Here is a 17075-nt window from a genome sequence, read left to right as displayed (position 1 = left end):
TACCAACACGCCATGGAACGAGAGAACGATCCCGCCGAACGATCGGTGAACCTCCCACTGTCGCCCGGACTGACGGCGCTCTGTGGCGCGATCGCGGTGGCGTTGATTCTCCCACTGGCGTGGCTGCTGCTCGAAGTCGTGACCGTGGATCCCGTCCGCGCCCGTGAACTCGTCTTCAGCGCCGGGACCGCGGACGTCCTCCTCAACAGCCTTCTGTTGATGATCGGCGTGACCCTCTGTTCGATCCTCCTCGGGGTTCCGCTGGCGTATCTGACCGTCCGGACCGACCTCCCGTTCCGGCGCTTTTGGTCGATCGCGGTTGCGCTCCCCCTCGTCGTACCGAGTTACGTCGGCGCGTTCGCGTTCGTCTCCGCGTTCGGCCCCCAAGGGGAGTTCCACTCGCTTTTGGCCCCGCTCGGTGTCGGACGCCTGCCGGAGATCTACGGGCTCCCCGGGTCGATATTCGTCATTACCCTCTATACGTACCCCTACGTCTACCTGACGACCCGGGCCGCTCTCGTCTCCTTCGACACGCGGTTGATCGACGCCGCCCGGACGCTCAACTACGGCTCCTGGGGTGCCTTCCGCCGGGTGACGCTGCCGCAGATCCGGCCCGCGATCGCCGCCGGCGGGCTCTTGACTGCGCTATATGCGATCTCGGACTTCGGCACACCGGCGATCATGCGCCTGTCGGTGTTCACCAGACAGATCTACGTCGAGTACAACACCTTCGGCCGCGAGTACGCCGCGTTGCTCTCGATTCAGCTCCTGTTGCTCGTTCTCGTCGTGTTGACCCTCGAATGGGCGATCCGCCCCGACCAGACCGTCCGCGGCGACGACGCCGACCGCGTCGGAAGCCAGGTCCGGCTGGGACGGTGGCGCTGGCCCGCGACGCTGCTCCCCGCCGGCGTCACCGCGACGACGCTCGCCGTCCCGGTCTGGATCCTGCTGTTGTGGCTGTGGCGAACGGACGTGAGCCGACGGCCGTCGATGGCGTTCGAGTGGACGCAGGCGGTTAACTCCGTGACCGTCGCCGCCGCCGCCGCCGCCGTCGCCACGCTGGTCGCGCTCCCGGTAGCGTATCTCGCCGGGACGAGCGACTCACGGCTGGCGACGCTGTTCGAGCGGGCGACGTACGTCGGCTTCGCCGTCCCGGGCGTCGTGTTGGGGCTCGCGTTGGTCTTTTTCGGCTCGGGCTACGTCCCCTGGCTCTATCAGACGCTGCCGCTTTTGATCTTCGCGTACGTCGTTCGCTTCGTGCCGCAGGCGGTCGGGACGACCCGGACCTCGATCCTACAGGTCGACTCGAAACTCGTCGAGGCCGGCCGGACCCTCGGGGAGTCTCCGATCGGCGCGTTCCGGCGAATCACGCTGCCACACATCCGCTCTGGGCTCGTCGCGGGGGCCGCGCTCGTCTTCTTGACGACGATGAAGGAGCTGCCGGTGACGCTCATCCTCCGACCGTCCGGCTTCGAGACGATCGTCACCCAGATCTGGCGGGCCCAAGAGTCCGCGCTCTATCAGTACGCCGCGGTGCCCGCGCTCATTTTGATCCTCATTTCGGGCCTTTCGATGGTCGTGATGCTCTCTCAGGAGGGCGAGGGCAGCGGGCTGTGATTCGAGCGCGAGGAGCCGAAAAGATTTGTCCCGGCGGCCCGTCCGTGGAGGTATGCGCGCAGTCGTACTCGCCGCGGGAGAGGGAACCCGTCTCCGCCCGCTGACCGAGGACAAACCGAAGGCACTCGTCGACGTCGATGGCCAACCCATCCTGAGTCACTGCTTCGACCGACTCATCGAACTGGACGCCGAGGAACTGCTCGTCGTCGTCGGGTACAAAAAAGAGCGGATCATCGACCACTACGGTGACGCCTACGAGGGCGTTCCGATCACCTACACTCACCAGCGCGAGCAGCGTGGGCTCGCCCACGCGCTGTTGTGCGTCGAAGAGCATATCGACGACGATTTCATGTTGATGCTCGGGGACAACGTCTTCGAGGCGAACCTCGCCGACGTCGTCAACCGTCAGCGGGAGGCGCGCGCCGACGCCGCCTTTCTGGTCGAGGAGGTGCCCTGGGAGGAGGCTTCCCGCTATGGGGTCTGTGACACCAACAAGTACGGCGAGATAACGGACGTCGTCGAAAAGCCCGACGACCCGCCGTCGAACCTGGTGATGACCGGTTTTTATACGTTTTCGCCCGCGATTTTTCACGCCTGTCATCTGGTCCAGCCCTCCGACCGCGGCGAGTACGAGATCTCCGATGCGATCGACCTGTTGATCCAGTCGGGTCGCACCATCGACGCGATCGGGCTCGAGGGCTGGCGGATCGACGTGGGGTATCCCGAGGACCGCGAGGAGGCCGAACGGCGGCTTCAGGAGGGATACGAGGCCGACGACGTGACGAGCGCGACGACGGAGTGATCGACACAAAGGAGATCCGAACGAAAGACGAGCCCGAAGGGGGCGACAGGCGTCGGCGTCAGACGCCTTGACCGTTGCCTTCGCCCTCCTCGATCTCCGGCGGTTCGCGTATCTTCCCGAACGCCCAGATAAACGCGATCATGACGACGAGCGTCATCACGACGCCGACGACGACGACGGCCATCGTCGGATTCGAAATCGTCTGTAGGGGGATCATATCCGGCGGTTCTATATCATCGTATAAAAATACCGATGGTTCCGGGCGACGCGTTCGACCGACAACGCGGCGGCTACAGGTTCTCGATCGCTGCGACCGCGTCCTCGATCGGTGGTGCGTCGAAGAGATCGCGCCCGAGATAGGCGTTCGTTCCCGCCGTGTACATCTCGCGGGCGGCATCGACGACGTGGTCCGCGAGCGGGTCGGGGTCGACGGCACAGAGTTCGCGCCAGTCGGCGACGTCCTCGGCTTTCGCTTCCGCTTTCGCCTCGGAGACCGCTTCGACCCACTCGGGTTGGGTTCGCTTGTGATACTGCCTGAGGACCTCCTTCGAGAGCTGTTGGCCGTCGTAGGAAAAACGGTTCTCGTCGAAGGTACCGACCACGTCGGCGACCCGGATCTCGCCGTCGTAGTAGAGACACTCGATCTTGCCGTCCTCGTGCGTCAGCCCGGCGTCCGCAGCCGTCTCCGTGACGATCCGGTTGACCTCGCGGGCGATGGCTTCGAGGTCGTCGACGTCGGCCTCGCCCGCGATGTAGTCGGCGTTCTCCCGCGAGAGATACCGATCCGACTCCTCGTATTTCGTCGAGAACTCGACGACGGGAGCGGGCAGGTCGACCGGTTCGTCGGGCCACGCCTCGTACCCGAGGTCGAACTCGCCCGGCTCGGCACGCGAGCGAAGCGACGACCCCACCGGAACGGTGTTTCTGAAGACGATCTCCAGCGGGATCAGGTAGTTCTCACCCCCCGCCTCGTGGTAGGCGCTGTAGTTGTACTCCCGCCCCTCGTGGGGGAGGTCCGGCACCCGGGTCAACTCGATCGCCATCTCCCGGGGCGGGGCGGCGACCGAGTCGAGGTCGACGACCTCGCCGCCGCTCACGACGCCACGGTAATGCGTCGTGATCCCCTCGGACTCGAGCCGTTCGAAGTTCGCCGCACCCATCGCACAGAGGGAGGCCCCCTTGTTCGGGATCGCATCGGGCATCTTGCCCCAGTCGAACACCGAGTAGTCGTCGGTGAAGACGAACGCACCGGTTCCGAGCGAATCGGCCGTCGCCGGCTCCTCGACCCGGAACCCTTTGACGCTGGTCATTACCGGAGGGGAATCCGTGAAGCCGGAAAGGCGTTTCTATCGGCGCAAGCGGGAGCGGTTCCATCGGCGCAAGCGGGAGCGGTTCCATCGGCGGAAGTGAGGTTCCATCGGCGCAAGCGAGGGAGAAAGAGCCCCTTCGGGCGTCGACAGCTTCAAAATCGCAGCGGTGATCGTAGCGATATGAGGGATCGTAGCGATATGAAGAACCGACGCGTGCTCGTCACGGGCGGTGCGGGGTTCATCGGCGCGAACATCGCAAACCACCTCGCCGCGGCCAACGACGTGATCGCCGTCGACGACTGCTCGCTGGGGACGCCCGAGAACCTCGATACGGCGGTCCAGTTCCGGAATCGGTCCGTCCTGGAGTCCGACCTGCCGACGGACGTGGACGTGGTTTTTCACCTGGCAGCGCTGTCCTCCTACGCGATGCACGAGGCCGATCCACAGCGTGGCGTCCGGGTGAACGTCGAGGGGTTCGTCAACGTCGTCGAACAGGCCCGCCGGGACGGCTGTGAGACCGTCGTCTACGCCTCGACGTCGTCCGTCTACGGCGATCGGACGGAGCCGTCCCCCGAGGTGGCGGACGTGACGGCGAACACCGGATACGAGGCCTCGAAGCTGGCCCGCGAGCGGTACGCGGAGTACTTTCGGGCCCATCACGGGATGTCGGTGGCCGGGTTACGGCTGTTCTCGGTGTATCAGGGCTACGGCGGTGCCGAGCGACACAAGGAGGAATACGCGAACGTCATCGCGCAGTTCGCCGACGACATCGCACGCGGGGCGTCCCCGGTGCTGTACGGCGACGGGACCCAGACACGGGATTTCACCCACGTTTCGGACGTCGTCGACGGCGCGGTACTCGCCGCCGAACATCGGCTCGACGGCGTCTACAACGTCGGAACCGGCGATCGACACTCGTTCAATACTGTCGTCGAATCGATCGCCGAGACGCTCGGGGTGGACGTCGCCCCCGAGTACGTCGAGAACCCGATCCCGGAGGCGATATACGTCCACGACACCTGCGCGGATCCCTCGAAACTGCGGGCCGAAACCGGATGGGAACCGGACGTCGGGTTCGAGGCGGGAATCGAGCGCGTCTGTTCGGCGTACCGGTGAGCATCGCCCCACCGGGAGCGGTCCGCAGCTACGGCACAGCTACGGGACGTGTGGCGGTTCACAGCGGGCGCTTCCGTGCCGACGTCCGGGCCGACGCGATCGATGTGCCCTCCGGTGACCCGTACGCGGCCGTCTCGCTCCCCGCAGTCCGGGGGCTCGATTATCGCCGTCGTGTGAGAAGCACCGCGATCAGCGCGATCCACACGACGGCCTCGAGGTAGAACGACGGCGTTCCGACGTAGTACCGGACGAACTCACCGGGCGGGATCGCAAGCGGATCCGTCGATTCGAGCAGCGGCCACAGGAGCGAAAACGCGTGGCCTGGTCGTCCGTTGACCACGACGTGTACGGTGTCGAGGAGGAGATGCGACGCCCACCCGACCCCGGCCGCCACCCCGACCCGGCCGTACAGCGCGACCGGGACGAACACCAGGAGCGAAAGCGCGCTGTGGCCGACCGAGTGGTACAACTCGAAGACGCCCGCCATCGCGAGGGGTTTATCGACGGCGTCGGGACCCGCCGCGCCGACGACTAACCACACCGTCGACAGCCGCGATGTCCTGGCGAGGAGCGCGGCCGCGGCGAGGTGGGTGAAAAAGAGCATGCGTGTCGGTACGGTCTCGCTGGTATGTCATACTGACGAACAAAAGAATGTACACACGACGCACGAGGATCACGCCGTTCGACGGAGCGAACGGCGGATCACTCGTGAGTCGGTTTCATTTGATTTCGTCCACCAGTATCAGTCTTGGCCGGGGATCCGACCGCTGACGGCGAGGTAATCGCGGCCGAACACGGCCAGCGACGGCGCGAGGACGACGGGCGCGACAGTCCGGACGAGGCCGGTCGGAGCCGCGGGGACGAGCGCGACGGTCACGAACGCCATCTGGACGCCCGCGAGGTACTTTCCGAGGTCGCTGTCGGGCCGATCGAACACCGGCAGGCCGCGAGTGCGTCGCCACCGGATGCCGGCGAGAAAGACGTACCGAGCGGCCGAGATCGAGAGATACCAGGCCGGCAACAGCCCCCACAGCACCGCTACGAGGGGGGCGGCGACGAACCCGAAGGTGTCGAAGGCCGTATCCAGATGCTCGCCGAGATCGGTCTCTCGCCCCACGCTCCGGGCCACGGTGCCGTCGAGTTTGTCGAGGACGGCCCCGACGCCGTAACACAACGCCGGCACCCACGCGAGATCGGTCCCCGAGGGGACGACGACGAAGCCGGCCACGACCGCGTAGAGCGCCCCCCGGAGCAGCGTCAACGCGTTCGCCAGGCCGAGGAGTCGTCGCCAGGGGCCGTCGCCCACCGGCGCGGGATCGAGGCTGTAGCCGACGTACCAGAGTTGCCCGGCCCAACAGAGTCCGGCGACGACCGCCGGGGAGAACGCCGACCGACCCGCCGACTCGACCGGAAGCAGGTGCTGGAGGACGGACGCGAGCGCGAGCGCGGCGAGCAGCGGCAGTCCGACCCCGAGACCGAAAGATACCGGCCGATCACGCCGGAGTTCGGCCATTGACGCCCCCCTGCTCGTGGTCTCTGTTTCGCGGCCGTCGTCCTCCCGTGAACGCGGGAGCGGACGGGGGCCGGGGCATCGGTACCGCCCCCGACGCGTCGGTTCTACACGGAGCGTTCATACTGGGGTACCCGAGACACGGTCGGACGGATAATAAAACGCGAGCGAGGCGGCAAGACACCGATCCGGCGGACGCGGCAGCCATCGACTTCGGAGGCTGCAGTCACGCCTCAAGGGCGAGAACGTCGACGGAGCAAGACGACGAGGACGGCGATGAGGACGACCTGTGCGGCCTTATCGATAGCGCCGAGCGTCCCCACGTCGGCCGGGAACGACTTCGATCCGGCGGCGAAGTTGACGTAGTACCACAGGACGACCTGGACGATGGTAAACGGAATACCGACGGCGTAGACCGCCCGTCGGCGGTAGTCGATCAACACGAGGCCGATCGCCCCCAGAAATCCCATCCCGGCGAGGACGAAGCTGATTCCCATCCCCGAGGGAAGCATTCTGCCCCCGAGGAGGAGATGGACGGCGGCCGAGACGAGCGCGGCGAGGATACCGATCCAGTGGAGGCGGCGCAGGGAGTCCGTGCGGAGTTCGAGCAGTCCGGGTTCACTCGTTGCCATACCGACTGTATGGTACTCGGTCTCATAGTTGTACTGCTCCCGGACGCGCTATCGCTCGAAGTCCGGCCGCCGAAGGGATCCGATCCGGGCGCACTCCTCGGCGGTCAACCGGGTCGCGGCCGCGGCCAGGTTCGCGACGACGTGTTCGGGCGTGGTACTGGATGGGATCGGGACGACGCCGCTCGTGACGTTCCACGCGAGGACGACCCCAGCGGGGGAGAGCCCGTGGTCGGCCCCGATCTCCGCGAGAACGGGCTCCTCGAGCAGGCCGGGAGCCGACAGCGGCGAGTGGGCGACGACCCGGATGCCGCGGTCGTGACAGAACGAGACCAGGCCCTGTCGTGGCCGGTAGGGGTGGCGCTCGATCTGGACGAGCGCCGGTGGGACGGTCCCGGCGTCGAGGACGGTCTCCAGTTGCGCCTCGGAGACGTTACAAACGCCGAGGCTCCGCGCCCACCCGCGCTCGTACGCCGCCTCGAGGTTTTGCCAGGCCCTCGACAGCGGTATCTCCGCGGTTTCGATACTCCCGTCGTCGGCCTCGGGAAAGGTGAGCGCCTCCCGGCGATCGACCGGCGTTTCGGCCAGTCGGGACAGTTCCCCCCGGTGGGCGAACGCCGACGGCCAGTGCAGCGTATAACAGTCGAAGGCGTCGATACCGAGTTCGGATCGGCTGCCGGCGCACGCCTCGAGCAGGTGCTCTCGGCGGTGGTTCGTCCGCCAGACCTTGCCGAGGACGAAGACGCTCTCGCGGCCCGGCGCGCCGGGCGCTGCGAGGAGGTCGCCGATCCGGTGTTCGTTGCCGTACAGTTCCGCGCTGTCGAGGAGACGGTAGCCGGCGTCGAGGGCGGTCGCGATGGAGTCGGATCGGTCGACGTACTCGCCGTCCCGGTAGCGCGAGCAGCCGAACCCGATCGGCGGGAGCCGAAGCGAACGCGTCCCGGGCTTCGGATCCGTTCTCGGGTGCAGAGTCGTCCTCGGTTCCACATCCGGCCCCGAATCCGGCCGTACCGGTGTCTCCGTCGGGTGCCAGCCCCGGTCCGGCGGACCGACGACCGGTTCGGGAACGGGCTCACACATCGCCCCGCAGTCGAGGACTTCGATCGGCCCGCCGGTCTCCGCGGCCGCCTCGATCGCGTTGCAGACGGCGACGACGTGGGCCCCCCGGCGACCGCCCGATCGCGACGGCGTCCCGGCAGCGACGCTCGCAGCGAGGCGCTCCAAGGCGTCGGCGTACGCGTAGGGCGTGGGCGGCGACTGCGGCGGTGCGTTCGTGTACCCGCGGCCCACGCGGCCGAACCGGACGTCGTCGGGGTCGGTCCCCATCGCGCCGCTCCCCCGCAGATACAGCGATCCGTCGTCGCCGTGGAGTTCCAGCCCGTAGAACTCCCGGCTGCGGTGTGGCGCATAGAGGCTGGCGGTGAGCCGCACCGTGGGTCCCGAGGCGAAAGCGAGCGTCGCCTCGACGTGGCTCGGTGCCGTCGGTCGTTTCGTCTCGCGATCGGGCCAGACGTCGAGCGCGTCGGCGACGCGGACGTGCGAGACGGGGCCGAACCACGAAACGAGCAACGCCAGCGGGTAGACGCCGCCGTCGTACAACGGGCCGACATCGAGAAACGATCCGGGATGGTCGTGCCAGTCCGTGACGCGGCCGACGTGGGCGTGGGCATAGCCCAGCCGGACGGGACCGAGCCGTCCGTCGGCCAGCAGTCGCCCCGCCCGCCGCTGTGCGGGAGCCCGCGGGGTTCCGGGGGCACAGCCGAGCGCCAGGTCGCGTCGTCGCGCAATCTCCAGCAGTTTCTCGGCGGCTTCGGCGTCGAGCGCCAGCGGCTTTTGGGAGTAGACGTGGCGGCCCGCCGATAGCGCCGCCTCCGTCACCGGCGCGTGGGCGGCGTGGCTCGTCAGGTTCACTACGAGCGCCGCGTCGACCACGTCGAGCGCCGTCTCCAGGTCGGTAAACGCCGGACAGCCGCACTCCTCGGCGAGGGCTACCGCGCGCTCGCCGTCGAGATCGCAGACGCCGGCCACCGACAGCGTGTTCGCTTCGAGGCCAGCCGCATACTCGGGGGCGATCGCGCCGGCCCCGACGAACAGACAGTTCACGGTCGTATCGGCGGTGCGGGGATATATATGCGTCCCGGCGGTGTCGTGTCCCTTCCCGCCGACGTGTGGACCGTTTCATTGGTGTCGTCGGTCGTCGGCAAGCGACGATTCGGTCCGGTGCTCGTCGGCAAGCGACGATCCGGTCCGGCGCTCGTCGGGAACCCCGTACGCCGATCCGTATCAACAGCTACTATAGGTATTCGAAGCCGAACCATCGGTGTGACAGAACCGGGGATGAGCCGACTCGGAACCGCCTACTTGCGGAGCATTCAGGCGGTGGGACGGCGATTGAGCTACGGGGAAAACGTCTTCGAGCGCTCCTGGGACGTCCTCGTCGTCCTCGACGCCTGTCGGGCGGACCTGTTGAGCGCGGTCGCCCCCGACGTCGGGTTCCTCGGCGACGTACGGACCGTCCGGTCGGTCGGCAGTTCCTCCTCCGAGTGGCTCGAGAACACCTTCGGCGGCCGCGAAGAGACCGCACGGACGGCGATGGTCACCGCCAACACCTGGACGGATCGGTATCTCGACGCCGACGCCTTCGCCGCCCTCGACGAGGTCTGGAAGTACGCCTGGGACGACGACCTCGGCACCGTCCCCGCGGCGGCGGTCACGGACCGTGCGGTCGCGCTCGCCCGCGATCACGACCCCGACCGACTGGTCGTCCACTACATGCAGCCGCATCACCCCTTCGTCACGGATCCGCTCGCGGGCGACGACGGGATGGCCCGGACGAGCCGCCACAGCAGCGCGTCGAACCCGTGGGTGTTGCTCCGCCGCGGCGACGTGTCGATCGAGCGCGTCGAGGCGGCCTACGAGGCGAACCTTCGGTACGTCCTCCCCGAGGTGGCGACGCTCGTCGAGAACGTCTCCGGCCGCGTCGCGGTCACCGCCGACCACGGTAACCTTCTCGGGGAGTGGGGACTCTACGGCCACCCGATGCACACCCCGCTTCGGGCCCTGCTCGCGGTCCCGTGGGCGGAGACGGACGGCGAGGGGACAGAGCGTCACACCCCGACACTCGAGCCGCCGGAGCCGCTCCCGGTAACGCACGTATACGGGGCCGACACGGACCGGGAGCGACTGGACGCGCTCGGATATCTGTGATTCGGGTGGCGAGCGATCCCCGGCTGGTCGTGGTCGGTGCCCACGGGGCCGGTACGCGTAGTTTTTAGTCCGGTAATCCCTATATAGAGCGCGTGAATAACCAGGCGAAGCGCCGAGGAGACCGTTCGCACGCCCCCGTCGCGCCGACCGCTCCACAGACGGCCCCGAGGCGGCGTGACGGGCGATGACCGGCCGGGCGGTGTATTTTACCGGCCCGAGGTCGGTCGAGGTTCGTACGGAACCGGTGTCCGACCCGGAGCCGAACGAGGTCTTGGTTCTGACGGAGCGCTCCGGCGTCAGTCCGGGCACCGAGATGCTCGTCTATCGCGACGAGGTGTCCTCGGAGCTGGCGACCGACGAGACGATACAAGCGCTCGACGGCACGTTTTCGTACCCCTTGCAGTACGGCTACGCCGCGGTCGGCCGCGTGAGAGCCGTCGGCGACGCGGTCGACGAGGCGTGGCTCGACCGCCGGGTGTTCGCGTTTAACCCCCACGAGAGCCACTTCAGAGCCGATCCGGAGGCGCTCATCCCGACGACGCTCACGCCCGAGCAGGCGCTTTTCATTCCGAACGTGGAGACGGCGGTCAACTTCGTCATGGACGCGCGGCCGCGGATCGGCGCCCGCGTCGTCGTGTTCGGCCAGGGACCGGTCGGCCTGTTGACGACGGCCCTGCTCGCGGAGTTCCCGCTCGGGGAACTCATCACGGTCGATTATCACGGATCCCGGCGGGCGCTCTCGGAGTCGCTCGGCGCGGACCGGTCGGTCGCTCCCGACGAACTCGACGCGGCGCTCGGGGCGGGTGCCGACGTCACGTTCGAGCTCTCGGGAAACCCGGAGGCGCTCTCGGAGGCCATCGACGCCACCGGCTACGCGGGAGAGGTCGTCGTCGGATCGTGGTACGGTACGAAGGACGTGACGCTCGATCTCGGCGAGACCTACCACCGAAGCCACGTCCGGATCCGAAGCAGCCAGGTGAGCCGTGTCGACCCGGACCACGCCGACCGGTGGGACAAGGACCGGCGGCTGGACGTCGTCCGCTCGTGGTTGCACGATAACGACCTCTCGGCGCTTCTCACCCACGAGTTCGACGTCGAACGCGCGCCCGACGCCTATCGGTTGCTCGACGAGCGACAGAACGAAGCCGTACAGATCGCGTTCAGATACGGAGCCGATTGAGACGGGGGCGGATCCGGCTCCCGCGGCAGTCTGTCACCTCGGCTCCGCTACCGGCCTCCGGATTTAGGTGCCTCCCGCTCGTTGTCGGGGACATGTATTCGACGACGGTGCTGACGGACTTCGTCGCACAGCATTATCTCACCGTCCCGAATCCGGGACCCGAGGGGGAGCCACACTCTCACCATTTCGAGGTGGAGTTGACCTTTCGCGGGCCGGCGTTGAACGAGTACGACTATCTCGTAGATATCGACGACGCCGACGCGGCGCTCGCCGCCTTGGCCGACCGCTACCGCGATGTGCTGCTCAACGACATGCCCGGGTTCGAGGGACGGAACCCGAGTATCGAACGGTTCGCACGCATCGTCTTCGAGCGCGTGACCGATACCGTGACCGACGATACCGTGACCGAACTGGCCGTGACCGTCTGGGAGGACGACGTCGCCGCCGCTACCTACGATGCCTCCGTATGAAGATCGGACTGACGCTGTACGGCGACATCGACGGGCGTTCGGGGGGGTTCCGGTACGACCGAAAGCTCGTGGAGGGACTCCGGCGGGCCGGCGACACCGTCGACCTCGTCGAACTCCCCTGGCGGGACTACGGTCGGGGGCTGCTCGACAACGCCTCCCGTCGGCTCCGGGACCGGCTCCGGATCGACGTCGACGTCATGCTGCAGGACGAACTCGCCCATCCGTCGTTGGTCCGGACGAACCGACACCTGCCGTACCCGATCGTCAGTATCGTTCACCACCTGCGTGCGAGCGAATCACGCCGGCTCTCGCCGCTGTATCGGGCCATCGAGCGCCGGTATCTGGACACCGTCGACGGCGTGGTATGTAACAGTGCAGTCACCCGCGACGTCGTCACCGATCTCGGTGTCGATCCGGAGCGGACCGCCGTCGCGCCGCCGGCCGGAGACCGCTTCGATCCCACGATCGGAGCGGAGGCCATCGATCGGCGAGCACGGAAACGACCCTTACGGGTCGTCTTCGTCGGGAACGTCACGCCACGGAAGGGGTTACGGACGCTCGTCGAGGGGCTGGCCGCCGCCGAATCCGAGGCCGAGCTGATCGTCGTCGGCCGGCCGGTCGACGATGGGTACGTCGCTGCCGTCCGGCGTTGCGTCCGGCGGAACGGCCTCGAAAAACGGGTCCGGATGGCCGGCGAACTATCCGATACGGAACTGGCGGCGACGCTCCGATCGGCCCACCTCCTCGCGGTTCCGTCCCGGTATGAGGGGTTCGGCATCGCGTACCTGGAGGGGATGAGTTTCGGCCTCCCGGCACTCGCCTCCCGGGCCGGCGGGGCGAGAGAGACCGTCACCGACGGCGAGAACGGCGTGCTCGTGGATCCGGACGATCCCGGGGCGATCGCGGCGGCGATAACGCGGTTTGCGGCGGATCCCGGCCGGATCGCCGAGATGGGGCGGGCGGCCAGGCGGCGATACGAGCGCCACCCGGACTGGACGGAGACGACGGCGCGCGTCCGCCGGCTCCTCGGCGCGACCGTTTCCGAGGACGGGGTGACGGCATGAAGGGGGCGTTCCAGCGGTACCTCCGGGCGAAACGCACCGTCGACGACCGGGCGCTCGATCGACGCCTCCTCGAAACGCTCCGCGGGCGGCTGGCTGATCGGGCCGAGGCTACGGACGGGCCCCTCCGCGTCCTCGAGGTCGGTGCGGGCATCGGAACGATGCTCACTCGTTGTCTCGGCTGGAACGTGCTCCCCCCGGGCGAGATCGAATATACCGCCGTCGACGTCGACGCCGACACCGTCGCCGGCGTGGCGCCGTATCTTCGGACGTGGGCGGCGGACCGGCCCGTTTCGCTGTCCGGATCGGCGTCCGTCGCCCCCACGTCAGATCCGGATCTCGACGCCGCGACGATCACGCTCGAATCCGCGGAACGGCGTCTCGAGGTCGATCCGGTCGCCGCGGAAGCCGTCTCCTACGCGGACCGGACGGCGGGGGGGTTCGACCTCCTCGTCGGCGCGGCGCTGCTCGACGTCCTCGGGTTGGACGGGCTGGAGCCGCTGCTCGGCGCGCTCGCCCCCGGCGGACTCTGTTATTTCCCGATCGTCTTCGATGGGGCGACCCGGTTCCGGCCGAACCACCCGATGGACCGGGCGGTCGAACGTCGCTACCACGACCACATGGACGCCAAGCCGGGGGGCAACAGTCGGGCCGGCGGTGCCGTCCTTGACCGACTCCGGCGGCGGGGCGACGTGCGCCTGCTCGGTGTGGCCGGTTCGGACTGGATCGTCCGCCCGGTCGACGGCACCTACCCCGCCGACGAGGCCTACTTCCTCCGATGTATCCTCGATACCGTCGGGTCGGCCGTCGACGAGGTGACGGACGACGCGTTCGCGGACGACCTCGGCGGGTGGATGCGTCAACGCCGCGAACAGCTCGACGACCGCGTGCTGGTGTATATGACCCACCAACTCGACGTGCTGGGCCGCGTCGGTGCCGAGGAGCCGGCGTAGACGGGGTCGGCTTCGATACGGCTACCGGCGGACCCACCGCAACACCAAGAGCGTCGCCTCGAAGAGCCCGATCATCGTCCCGGCGACCAGTATCGGGGCCATCCCGGTCGGATCCGGGCTGAAGAGGAACGCGATCCCGAGGAACGCACCCCAAAAGTACAGCCGCTTCGCGGCCAGCCACGCACGGGTAGTCAGCCCCATCATGATCGCGAGCATGACGAAAAGCGGGATCTGGAAGACCGCGGCGAAAAGCCCCATCATCAACACGATGAGATCGAACGTCTCGATCAGGCCGAAGGCGATGACCGCGGCGTCCTGTGAGTACGTCAAGAAGTACGTGAAGATCGCGGGCAGGATGAGAAAGTACGCAAAGAGCACGCCGAAGACGCCCAACACGAGACTCGCCGGCACGGACGCGAGGTAGTACCGGCGCTCCTGTGGGAAAAGTCCCGGACGCATGAACAGATACGTCTGGTAGACGAAAACCGGGAGTCCGATGACGAACCCCGCAAGCGTCGCGACCTTCAGCCGCGAGAGGATGAGCCCGAGGGGGTGATACACCCGCGGGCGAGCGATGTCGCCACCCGGCAGCACGGAGTACCACAGGAAGTTGATGATGCGTTCGCCGAAGGGAAAGACGACACCGGAAACGATCGCGATGACGACGAGGACGACCCCGAGCCGATAGACCATCTCCTCGATGTGGTCCGCGAGCGGCATTTCTTCGTCGCTTTCGGGTCCCTCACCGACGATCCCGTCGTCGGCATCGTAGCTCCCGTCGGCGGTCTCTGCCATTGGCGTCGTTCGGGTCTCGGCGTTTGTAAGCTTTCTCTCTCGGCCGACCGGAGGGTGTTCACGAGGTGACGGACGCGGCCTCGCGTGCCGACTGAACGGAAAAGGTTGATAACCGCGAGCCAAATACCTTCTACCGTGTCTAGCGCCGTAGACGACGATGTCGCCCGGACGGTTTCGCAGGGCCGCGCACAGCTCGGTGTCTTGCTTCGAGCCGCCCAGAAACATCTCCAGAAGGTGTTCATCGTCTTCTTGGTCGGCTTTCTCGGGATATTCACCGTACTGCGGCTCTACGTCTGGGACATCCTCAAACAGGATCTGAACGCCCATCCCGACATCGTCGTCGTCGCCATCACCCCCTTCGAGGTCATCCTCCTGCAGGCGAAGATCGGGCTGATCTCGGGGGTCATCATCATGCTGCCGGCGCTCGCTTACTTCGCTCGCGACTCGCTGAAAAAGCGCGGCCGATGGCCGAGGAACCTGCCGCGCTGGAAGGGGGCCGGGTTCGGCCTCGTCAGCGCGGGACTTTTCCTCGGCGGCATCGCGTACGCATACCACCTCTTCTTCCCGATCATGTTCGCCTTCCTCGCCGACAACGCCGTCGGCGCGGGCTTTCAGCCCACCTACTCCATCTCGATGTGGGCGCAGTTCATCTTCCTCTTGTCGCTGTCGTTTGGGCTGGCGGCGCAGCTTCCGCTGTTTATGAGCACGCTCTCGTACACCGAGATCCTCCCCTACGAGACGTTCCGTGACAAATGGAAGCACGCCGTCGTCGCCATCTTCGGGTTCGGTGCGCTGTTTTCGCCGCCGGATCCCTTCACGCAGATCATGTGGGCCGTGCCCCTCGTGGTGCTCTACGGCGTGTCGCTGTATCTCTCGAAGATCGTCGTCACCACCAAGCGCTCCCGGGGTTCGATCGACGCCCGGGGGACGGCGCGCGAGCGCTGGAACGTCCTGTTGGGACTTTTCGCCGTCGGCCTCGGCCTGATCTACGCCTTCTATACGTACGGCGGGTACGTCGCCGTCAACGACGTGCTCGTCGCTATCGATTCGCGGTACCGGTTTTTGGCCCCCGGAGCGGGCTACGGGATCGCCGGGACGGCGTATATCGCGGCGATCGGATCGGTCTACGGGCTCGCGTTCGCCCTGGTCGGGTTCGCCTACTTCGTCTACGACGGCCTCGAGGAACCGGAGCCCGACTTCGTCGGCGCTGATCCCGACGAGATCGACGTCGCCGCCCTCGATCTCGAGGGCATCCGGGCGGCTCCCGAGGCGGTCTTCGCCGGAATGGACGAAGAGCGGGCGGTCAGCCTCGCGGGAGCCGCGATGGAAGAGGACGATCCCGACCGCGCACAGGCGATCCTCGATCGGTTCGACGCGGCCGAGGCCGAGGCCGAGGCGGCGGCCGGGACGGAAGCCAAACGGCCCGACGGGATCGAGCGTGCCGCGGGGGCGGGGACCGCCGCCGGAACGGCCGAACCCGCCGGAACGGCTGAATCCACCGGAACGGCCGAACGCGACGCCGGAGGCGGTCGAACCCTCACCGCCCGGAGCGCGGACGCGCTCGACGTCTTCAGCGAGGACGACGTCGACGAGGACGACATCGGCGGCTACGCCTACGACATCACGTTCGTTCTCGACAGCATCACGTCGAAGTCGTTCCGGCTCGTCGGGCTGTTCGCGGTCGTGATGGCCGGCACCTTCTTCGCGCTGTATCGGGGCGGGATCGGGATGCTTCACGAGCAGTTCGTCAGCGGGATGCCCTCCCAGTTCGCGGCCGAGCAGGTCTCGATCGTCACGCTGCACCCGGTCGAGGCGCTCATTTTCATGATCAAGGTGTCCGTGATTTTCGGGGCCGTCGCGACCCTGCCGTTGCTTCTGTACTACGCGTGGCCGGCGCTGAAACAGCGTGGTATCGCCCGCGGTGATCGGCGCGTCCTCCTCGTGTGGGGCGGCAGCCTGGTGACCACGATGGCGGTCGGAAGCCTGCTCGGATTCATATACGTCGCGCCGGCGGCCATCTCGTGGCTGGCCTCGGACGTCCTCCGCGCCGAGATGGTGATCGCCTACCGGATCAGCAACTACGGCTGGATGATCTTCTTCCTCACCGTCGGCATCGGTATCCTGGTGATGGTGCCCGTCACGATGATACTGTTTCACCGCGGTCGGATCATCCCGTATCGAATCTTCCGGTCGCGGTGGCGGGAGTTCGCCATCGCCGTCCTCGCCGTGGGGGCGTTTTTCTCGCCGCGCGGCATCTTCACGATGTTCTTGCTCGGGCTGCCGGTCATCGCCGCCTACGGACTCGGTCTCGGCTCGCTTTGGCTCTACACGCTCGGCGGCCGACGGGTGGCCGATGCCCCCGAACCGGCCGACTGAGCGGGGATCGTACGGTCGGGTGCCCCCCACGTTATCGAGTGGCCGGTCC

At 67.3% G+C, this 17075-nt stretch carries 16 protein-coding genes; 9 read left to right on the top strand and 7 right to left on the bottom strand.

All coding sequences use genetic code 11. From position 1 onward, the window contains the following. The first annotated feature begins 12 nt into the window (after window positions 1-12). Together HZR14_RS06690 and aglF are read left to right on the top strand one after the other, a co-directional pair. Entirely contained in the window at window positions 13-1617 is a 1605-nt protein-coding gene (locus HZR14_RS06690; RefSeq protein WP_181692093.1) for an ABC transporter permease, read from the top strand. 52 nt (window positions 1618-1669) lie between these two features. Next, window positions 1670-2419: a UTP--glucose-1-phosphate uridylyltransferase AglF gene (gene aglF / locus HZR14_RS06685; RefSeq protein WP_181692092.1), complete on the top strand. Its 750-nt coding sequence runs from the start codon at window positions 1670-1672 to the stop codon at window positions 2417-2419. A gap of 58 nt (window positions 2420-2477) precedes the next feature. Here aglF and HZR14_RS06680 read toward each other — a convergent pair whose 3' ends face one another. Beyond that, window positions 2478-2636, bottom strand: a complete 159-nt coding sequence (locus HZR14_RS06680; protein WP_181692091.1) for a hypothetical protein — start codon at window positions 2634-2636, stop codon at window positions 2478-2480. 73 nt (window positions 2637-2709) lie between these two features. Then, the gene (locus HZR14_RS06675) at window positions 2710-3729 is read right to left on the bottom strand and encodes a phosphoribosylaminoimidazolesuccinocarboxamide synthase (RefSeq protein ID WP_181692090.1); all 1020 of its coding nucleotides are present in this window, start codon (window positions 3727-3729) and stop codon (window positions 2710-2712) included. A gap of 198 nt (window positions 3730-3927) precedes the next feature. Here HZR14_RS06675 and HZR14_RS06670 point away from each other — a divergent pair, with 198 nt between their 5' ends. Continuing rightward, window positions 3928-4845, top strand: a complete 918-nt coding sequence (locus HZR14_RS06670; protein WP_181692171.1) for an NAD-dependent epimerase/dehydratase family protein — start codon at window positions 3928-3930, stop codon at window positions 4843-4845. A gap of 160 nt (window positions 4846-5005) precedes the next feature. On the opposite strand, the gene HZR14_RS06665 is transcribed toward HZR14_RS06670, so the two are convergent. The 4 genes from HZR14_RS06665 to HZR14_RS06650 form a co-directional block, all read right to left on the bottom strand. Next, window positions 5006-5449 (bottom strand): metal-dependent hydrolase, encoded by a 444-nt coding sequence (locus HZR14_RS06665; RefSeq protein ID WP_181692089.1) that lies wholly within the window; start codon window positions 5447-5449, stop codon window positions 5006-5008. Window positions 5450-5587: 138 nt separating this feature from the next. Beyond that, entirely contained in the window at window positions 5588-6358 is a 771-nt protein-coding gene (locus HZR14_RS06660; protein WP_181692088.1) for a CDP-alcohol phosphatidyltransferase family protein, read from the bottom strand. Window positions 6359-6588: 230 nt separating this feature from the next. Next, the gene (locus HZR14_RS06655) at window positions 6589-6987 is read right to left on the bottom strand and encodes a DUF7475 family protein (RefSeq protein WP_181692087.1); all 399 of its coding nucleotides are present in this window, start codon (window positions 6985-6987) and stop codon (window positions 6589-6591) included. Between the two features lie 48 nt (window positions 6988-7035). After that, complete coding sequence (locus tag HZR14_RS06650) at window positions 7036-9087, bottom strand: aldo/keto reductase (protein ID WP_181692086.1); 2052 nt, start codon at window positions 9085-9087, stop codon at window positions 7036-7038. Between the two features lie 234 nt (window positions 9088-9321). Here HZR14_RS06650 and HZR14_RS06645 point away from each other — a divergent pair, with 234 nt between their 5' ends. From HZR14_RS06645 to HZR14_RS06625, 5 genes are all read left to right on the top strand, one after another. Then, on the top strand, window positions 9322-10191 hold the full coding sequence (locus tag HZR14_RS06645) for an alkaline phosphatase family protein (protein WP_181692170.1): 870 nt from the start codon (window positions 9322-9324) through the stop codon (window positions 10189-10191). A 184-nt stretch (window positions 10192-10375) separates the two neighbouring features. Beyond that, window positions 10376-11371 carry a zinc-binding dehydrogenase gene (locus tag HZR14_RS06640; RefSeq protein ID WP_181692085.1) on the top strand — a complete coding sequence of 332 codons (996 nt, stop codon included), beginning with the start codon at window positions 10376-10378 and terminating at the stop codon, window positions 11369-11371. Window positions 11372-11463: 92 nt separating this feature from the next. Then, entirely contained in the window at window positions 11464-11841 is a 378-nt protein-coding gene (locus HZR14_RS06635; protein WP_181692084.1) for a 6-pyruvoyl trahydropterin synthase family protein, read from the top strand. Beyond that, the gene (locus tag HZR14_RS06630) at window positions 11838-12905 is read left to right on the top strand and encodes a glycosyltransferase family 4 protein (protein ID WP_181692083.1); all 1068 of its coding nucleotides are present in this window, start codon (window positions 11838-11840) and stop codon (window positions 12903-12905) included. Before HZR14_RS06635 ends, HZR14_RS06630 begins: the two co-directional genes overlap by 4 nt. Next, window positions 12902-13855: a hypothetical protein gene (locus HZR14_RS06625; RefSeq protein ID WP_181692082.1), complete on the top strand. Its 954-nt coding sequence runs from the start codon at window positions 12902-12904 to the stop codon at window positions 13853-13855. The genes HZR14_RS06630 and HZR14_RS06625 overlap by 4 nt, the downstream gene beginning before the upstream one ends. A gap of 21 nt (window positions 13856-13876) precedes the next feature. Here the strand turns inward: HZR14_RS06625 and tatC are convergent, their stop codons facing one another. Continuing rightward, complete coding sequence (tatC, locus tag HZR14_RS06620) at window positions 13877-14650, bottom strand: twin-arginine translocase subunit TatC (protein WP_181692081.1); 774 nt, start codon at window positions 14648-14650, stop codon at window positions 13877-13879. 135 nt (window positions 14651-14785) lie between these two features. Here tatC and HZR14_RS06615 point away from each other — a divergent pair, with 135 nt between their 5' ends. After that, window positions 14786-17026 carry a twin-arginine translocase subunit TatC gene (locus HZR14_RS06615; protein ID WP_181692080.1) on the top strand — a complete coding sequence of 747 codons (2241 nt, stop codon included), beginning with the start codon at window positions 14786-14788 and terminating at the stop codon, window positions 17024-17026. The last annotated feature ends 49 nt before the right edge of the window (window positions 17027-17075 follow it).

It is taken from the genome of Natronomonas salinimetallica, assembly GCF_013839515.1.
GTDB lineage: Archaea > Halobacteriota > Halobacteria > Halobacteriales > Haloarculaceae > Natronomonas.
This window is presented reverse-complemented; position numbering and strand designations above follow the sequence as displayed.

Bases quoted from the DNA above. Each gene is read 5' to 3' on its own strand.
- HZR14_RS06690 (WP_181692093.1), top strand. From the start codon at position 13: ATGGAACGAGAGAACGATCCCGCCGAACGATCGGTGAACCTCCCACTG.
- aglF (WP_181692092.1), top strand. From the start codon at position 1,670: ATGCGCGCAGTCGTACTCGCCGCGGGAGAGGGAACCCGTCTCCGCCCG.
- HZR14_RS06680 (WP_181692091.1), bottom strand. From the start codon at position 2,636: ATGATCCCCCTACAGACGATTTCGAATCCGACGATGGCCGTCGTCGTC.
- HZR14_RS06675 (WP_181692090.1), bottom strand. From the start codon at position 3,729: ATGACCAGCGTCAAAGGGTTCCGGGTCGAGGAGCCGGCGACGGCCGAT.
- HZR14_RS06670 (WP_181692171.1), top strand. From the start codon at position 3,928: ATGAAGAACCGACGCGTGCTCGTCACGGGCGGTGCGGGGTTCATCGGC.
- HZR14_RS06665 (WP_181692089.1), bottom strand. From the start codon at position 5,449: ATGCTCTTTTTCACCCACCTCGCCGCGGCCGCGCTCCTCGCCAGGACA.
- HZR14_RS06660 (WP_181692088.1), bottom strand. From the start codon at position 6,358: ATGGCCGAACTCCGGCGTGATCGGCCGGTATCTTTCGGTCTCGGGGTC.
- HZR14_RS06655 (WP_181692087.1), bottom strand. From the start codon at position 6,987: ATGGCAACGAGTGAACCCGGACTGCTCGAACTCCGCACGGACTCCCTG.
- HZR14_RS06645 (WP_181692170.1), top strand. From the start codon at position 9,322: ATGAGCCGACTCGGAACCGCCTACTTGCGGAGCATTCAGGCGGTGGGA.
- HZR14_RS06640 (WP_181692085.1), top strand. From the start codon at position 10,376: ATGACCGGCCGGGCGGTGTATTTTACCGGCCCGAGGTCGGTCGAGGTT.
- HZR14_RS06635 (WP_181692084.1), top strand. From the start codon at position 11,464: ATGTATTCGACGACGGTGCTGACGGACTTCGTCGCACAGCATTATCTC.
- HZR14_RS06630 (WP_181692083.1), top strand. From the start codon at position 11,838: ATGAAGATCGGACTGACGCTGTACGGCGACATCGACGGGCGTTCGGGG.
- HZR14_RS06625 (WP_181692082.1), top strand. From the start codon at position 12,902: ATGAAGGGGGCGTTCCAGCGGTACCTCCGGGCGAAACGCACCGTCGAC.
- tatC (WP_181692081.1), bottom strand. From the start codon at position 14,650: ATGGCAGAGACCGCCGACGGGAGCTACGATGCCGACGACGGGATCGTC.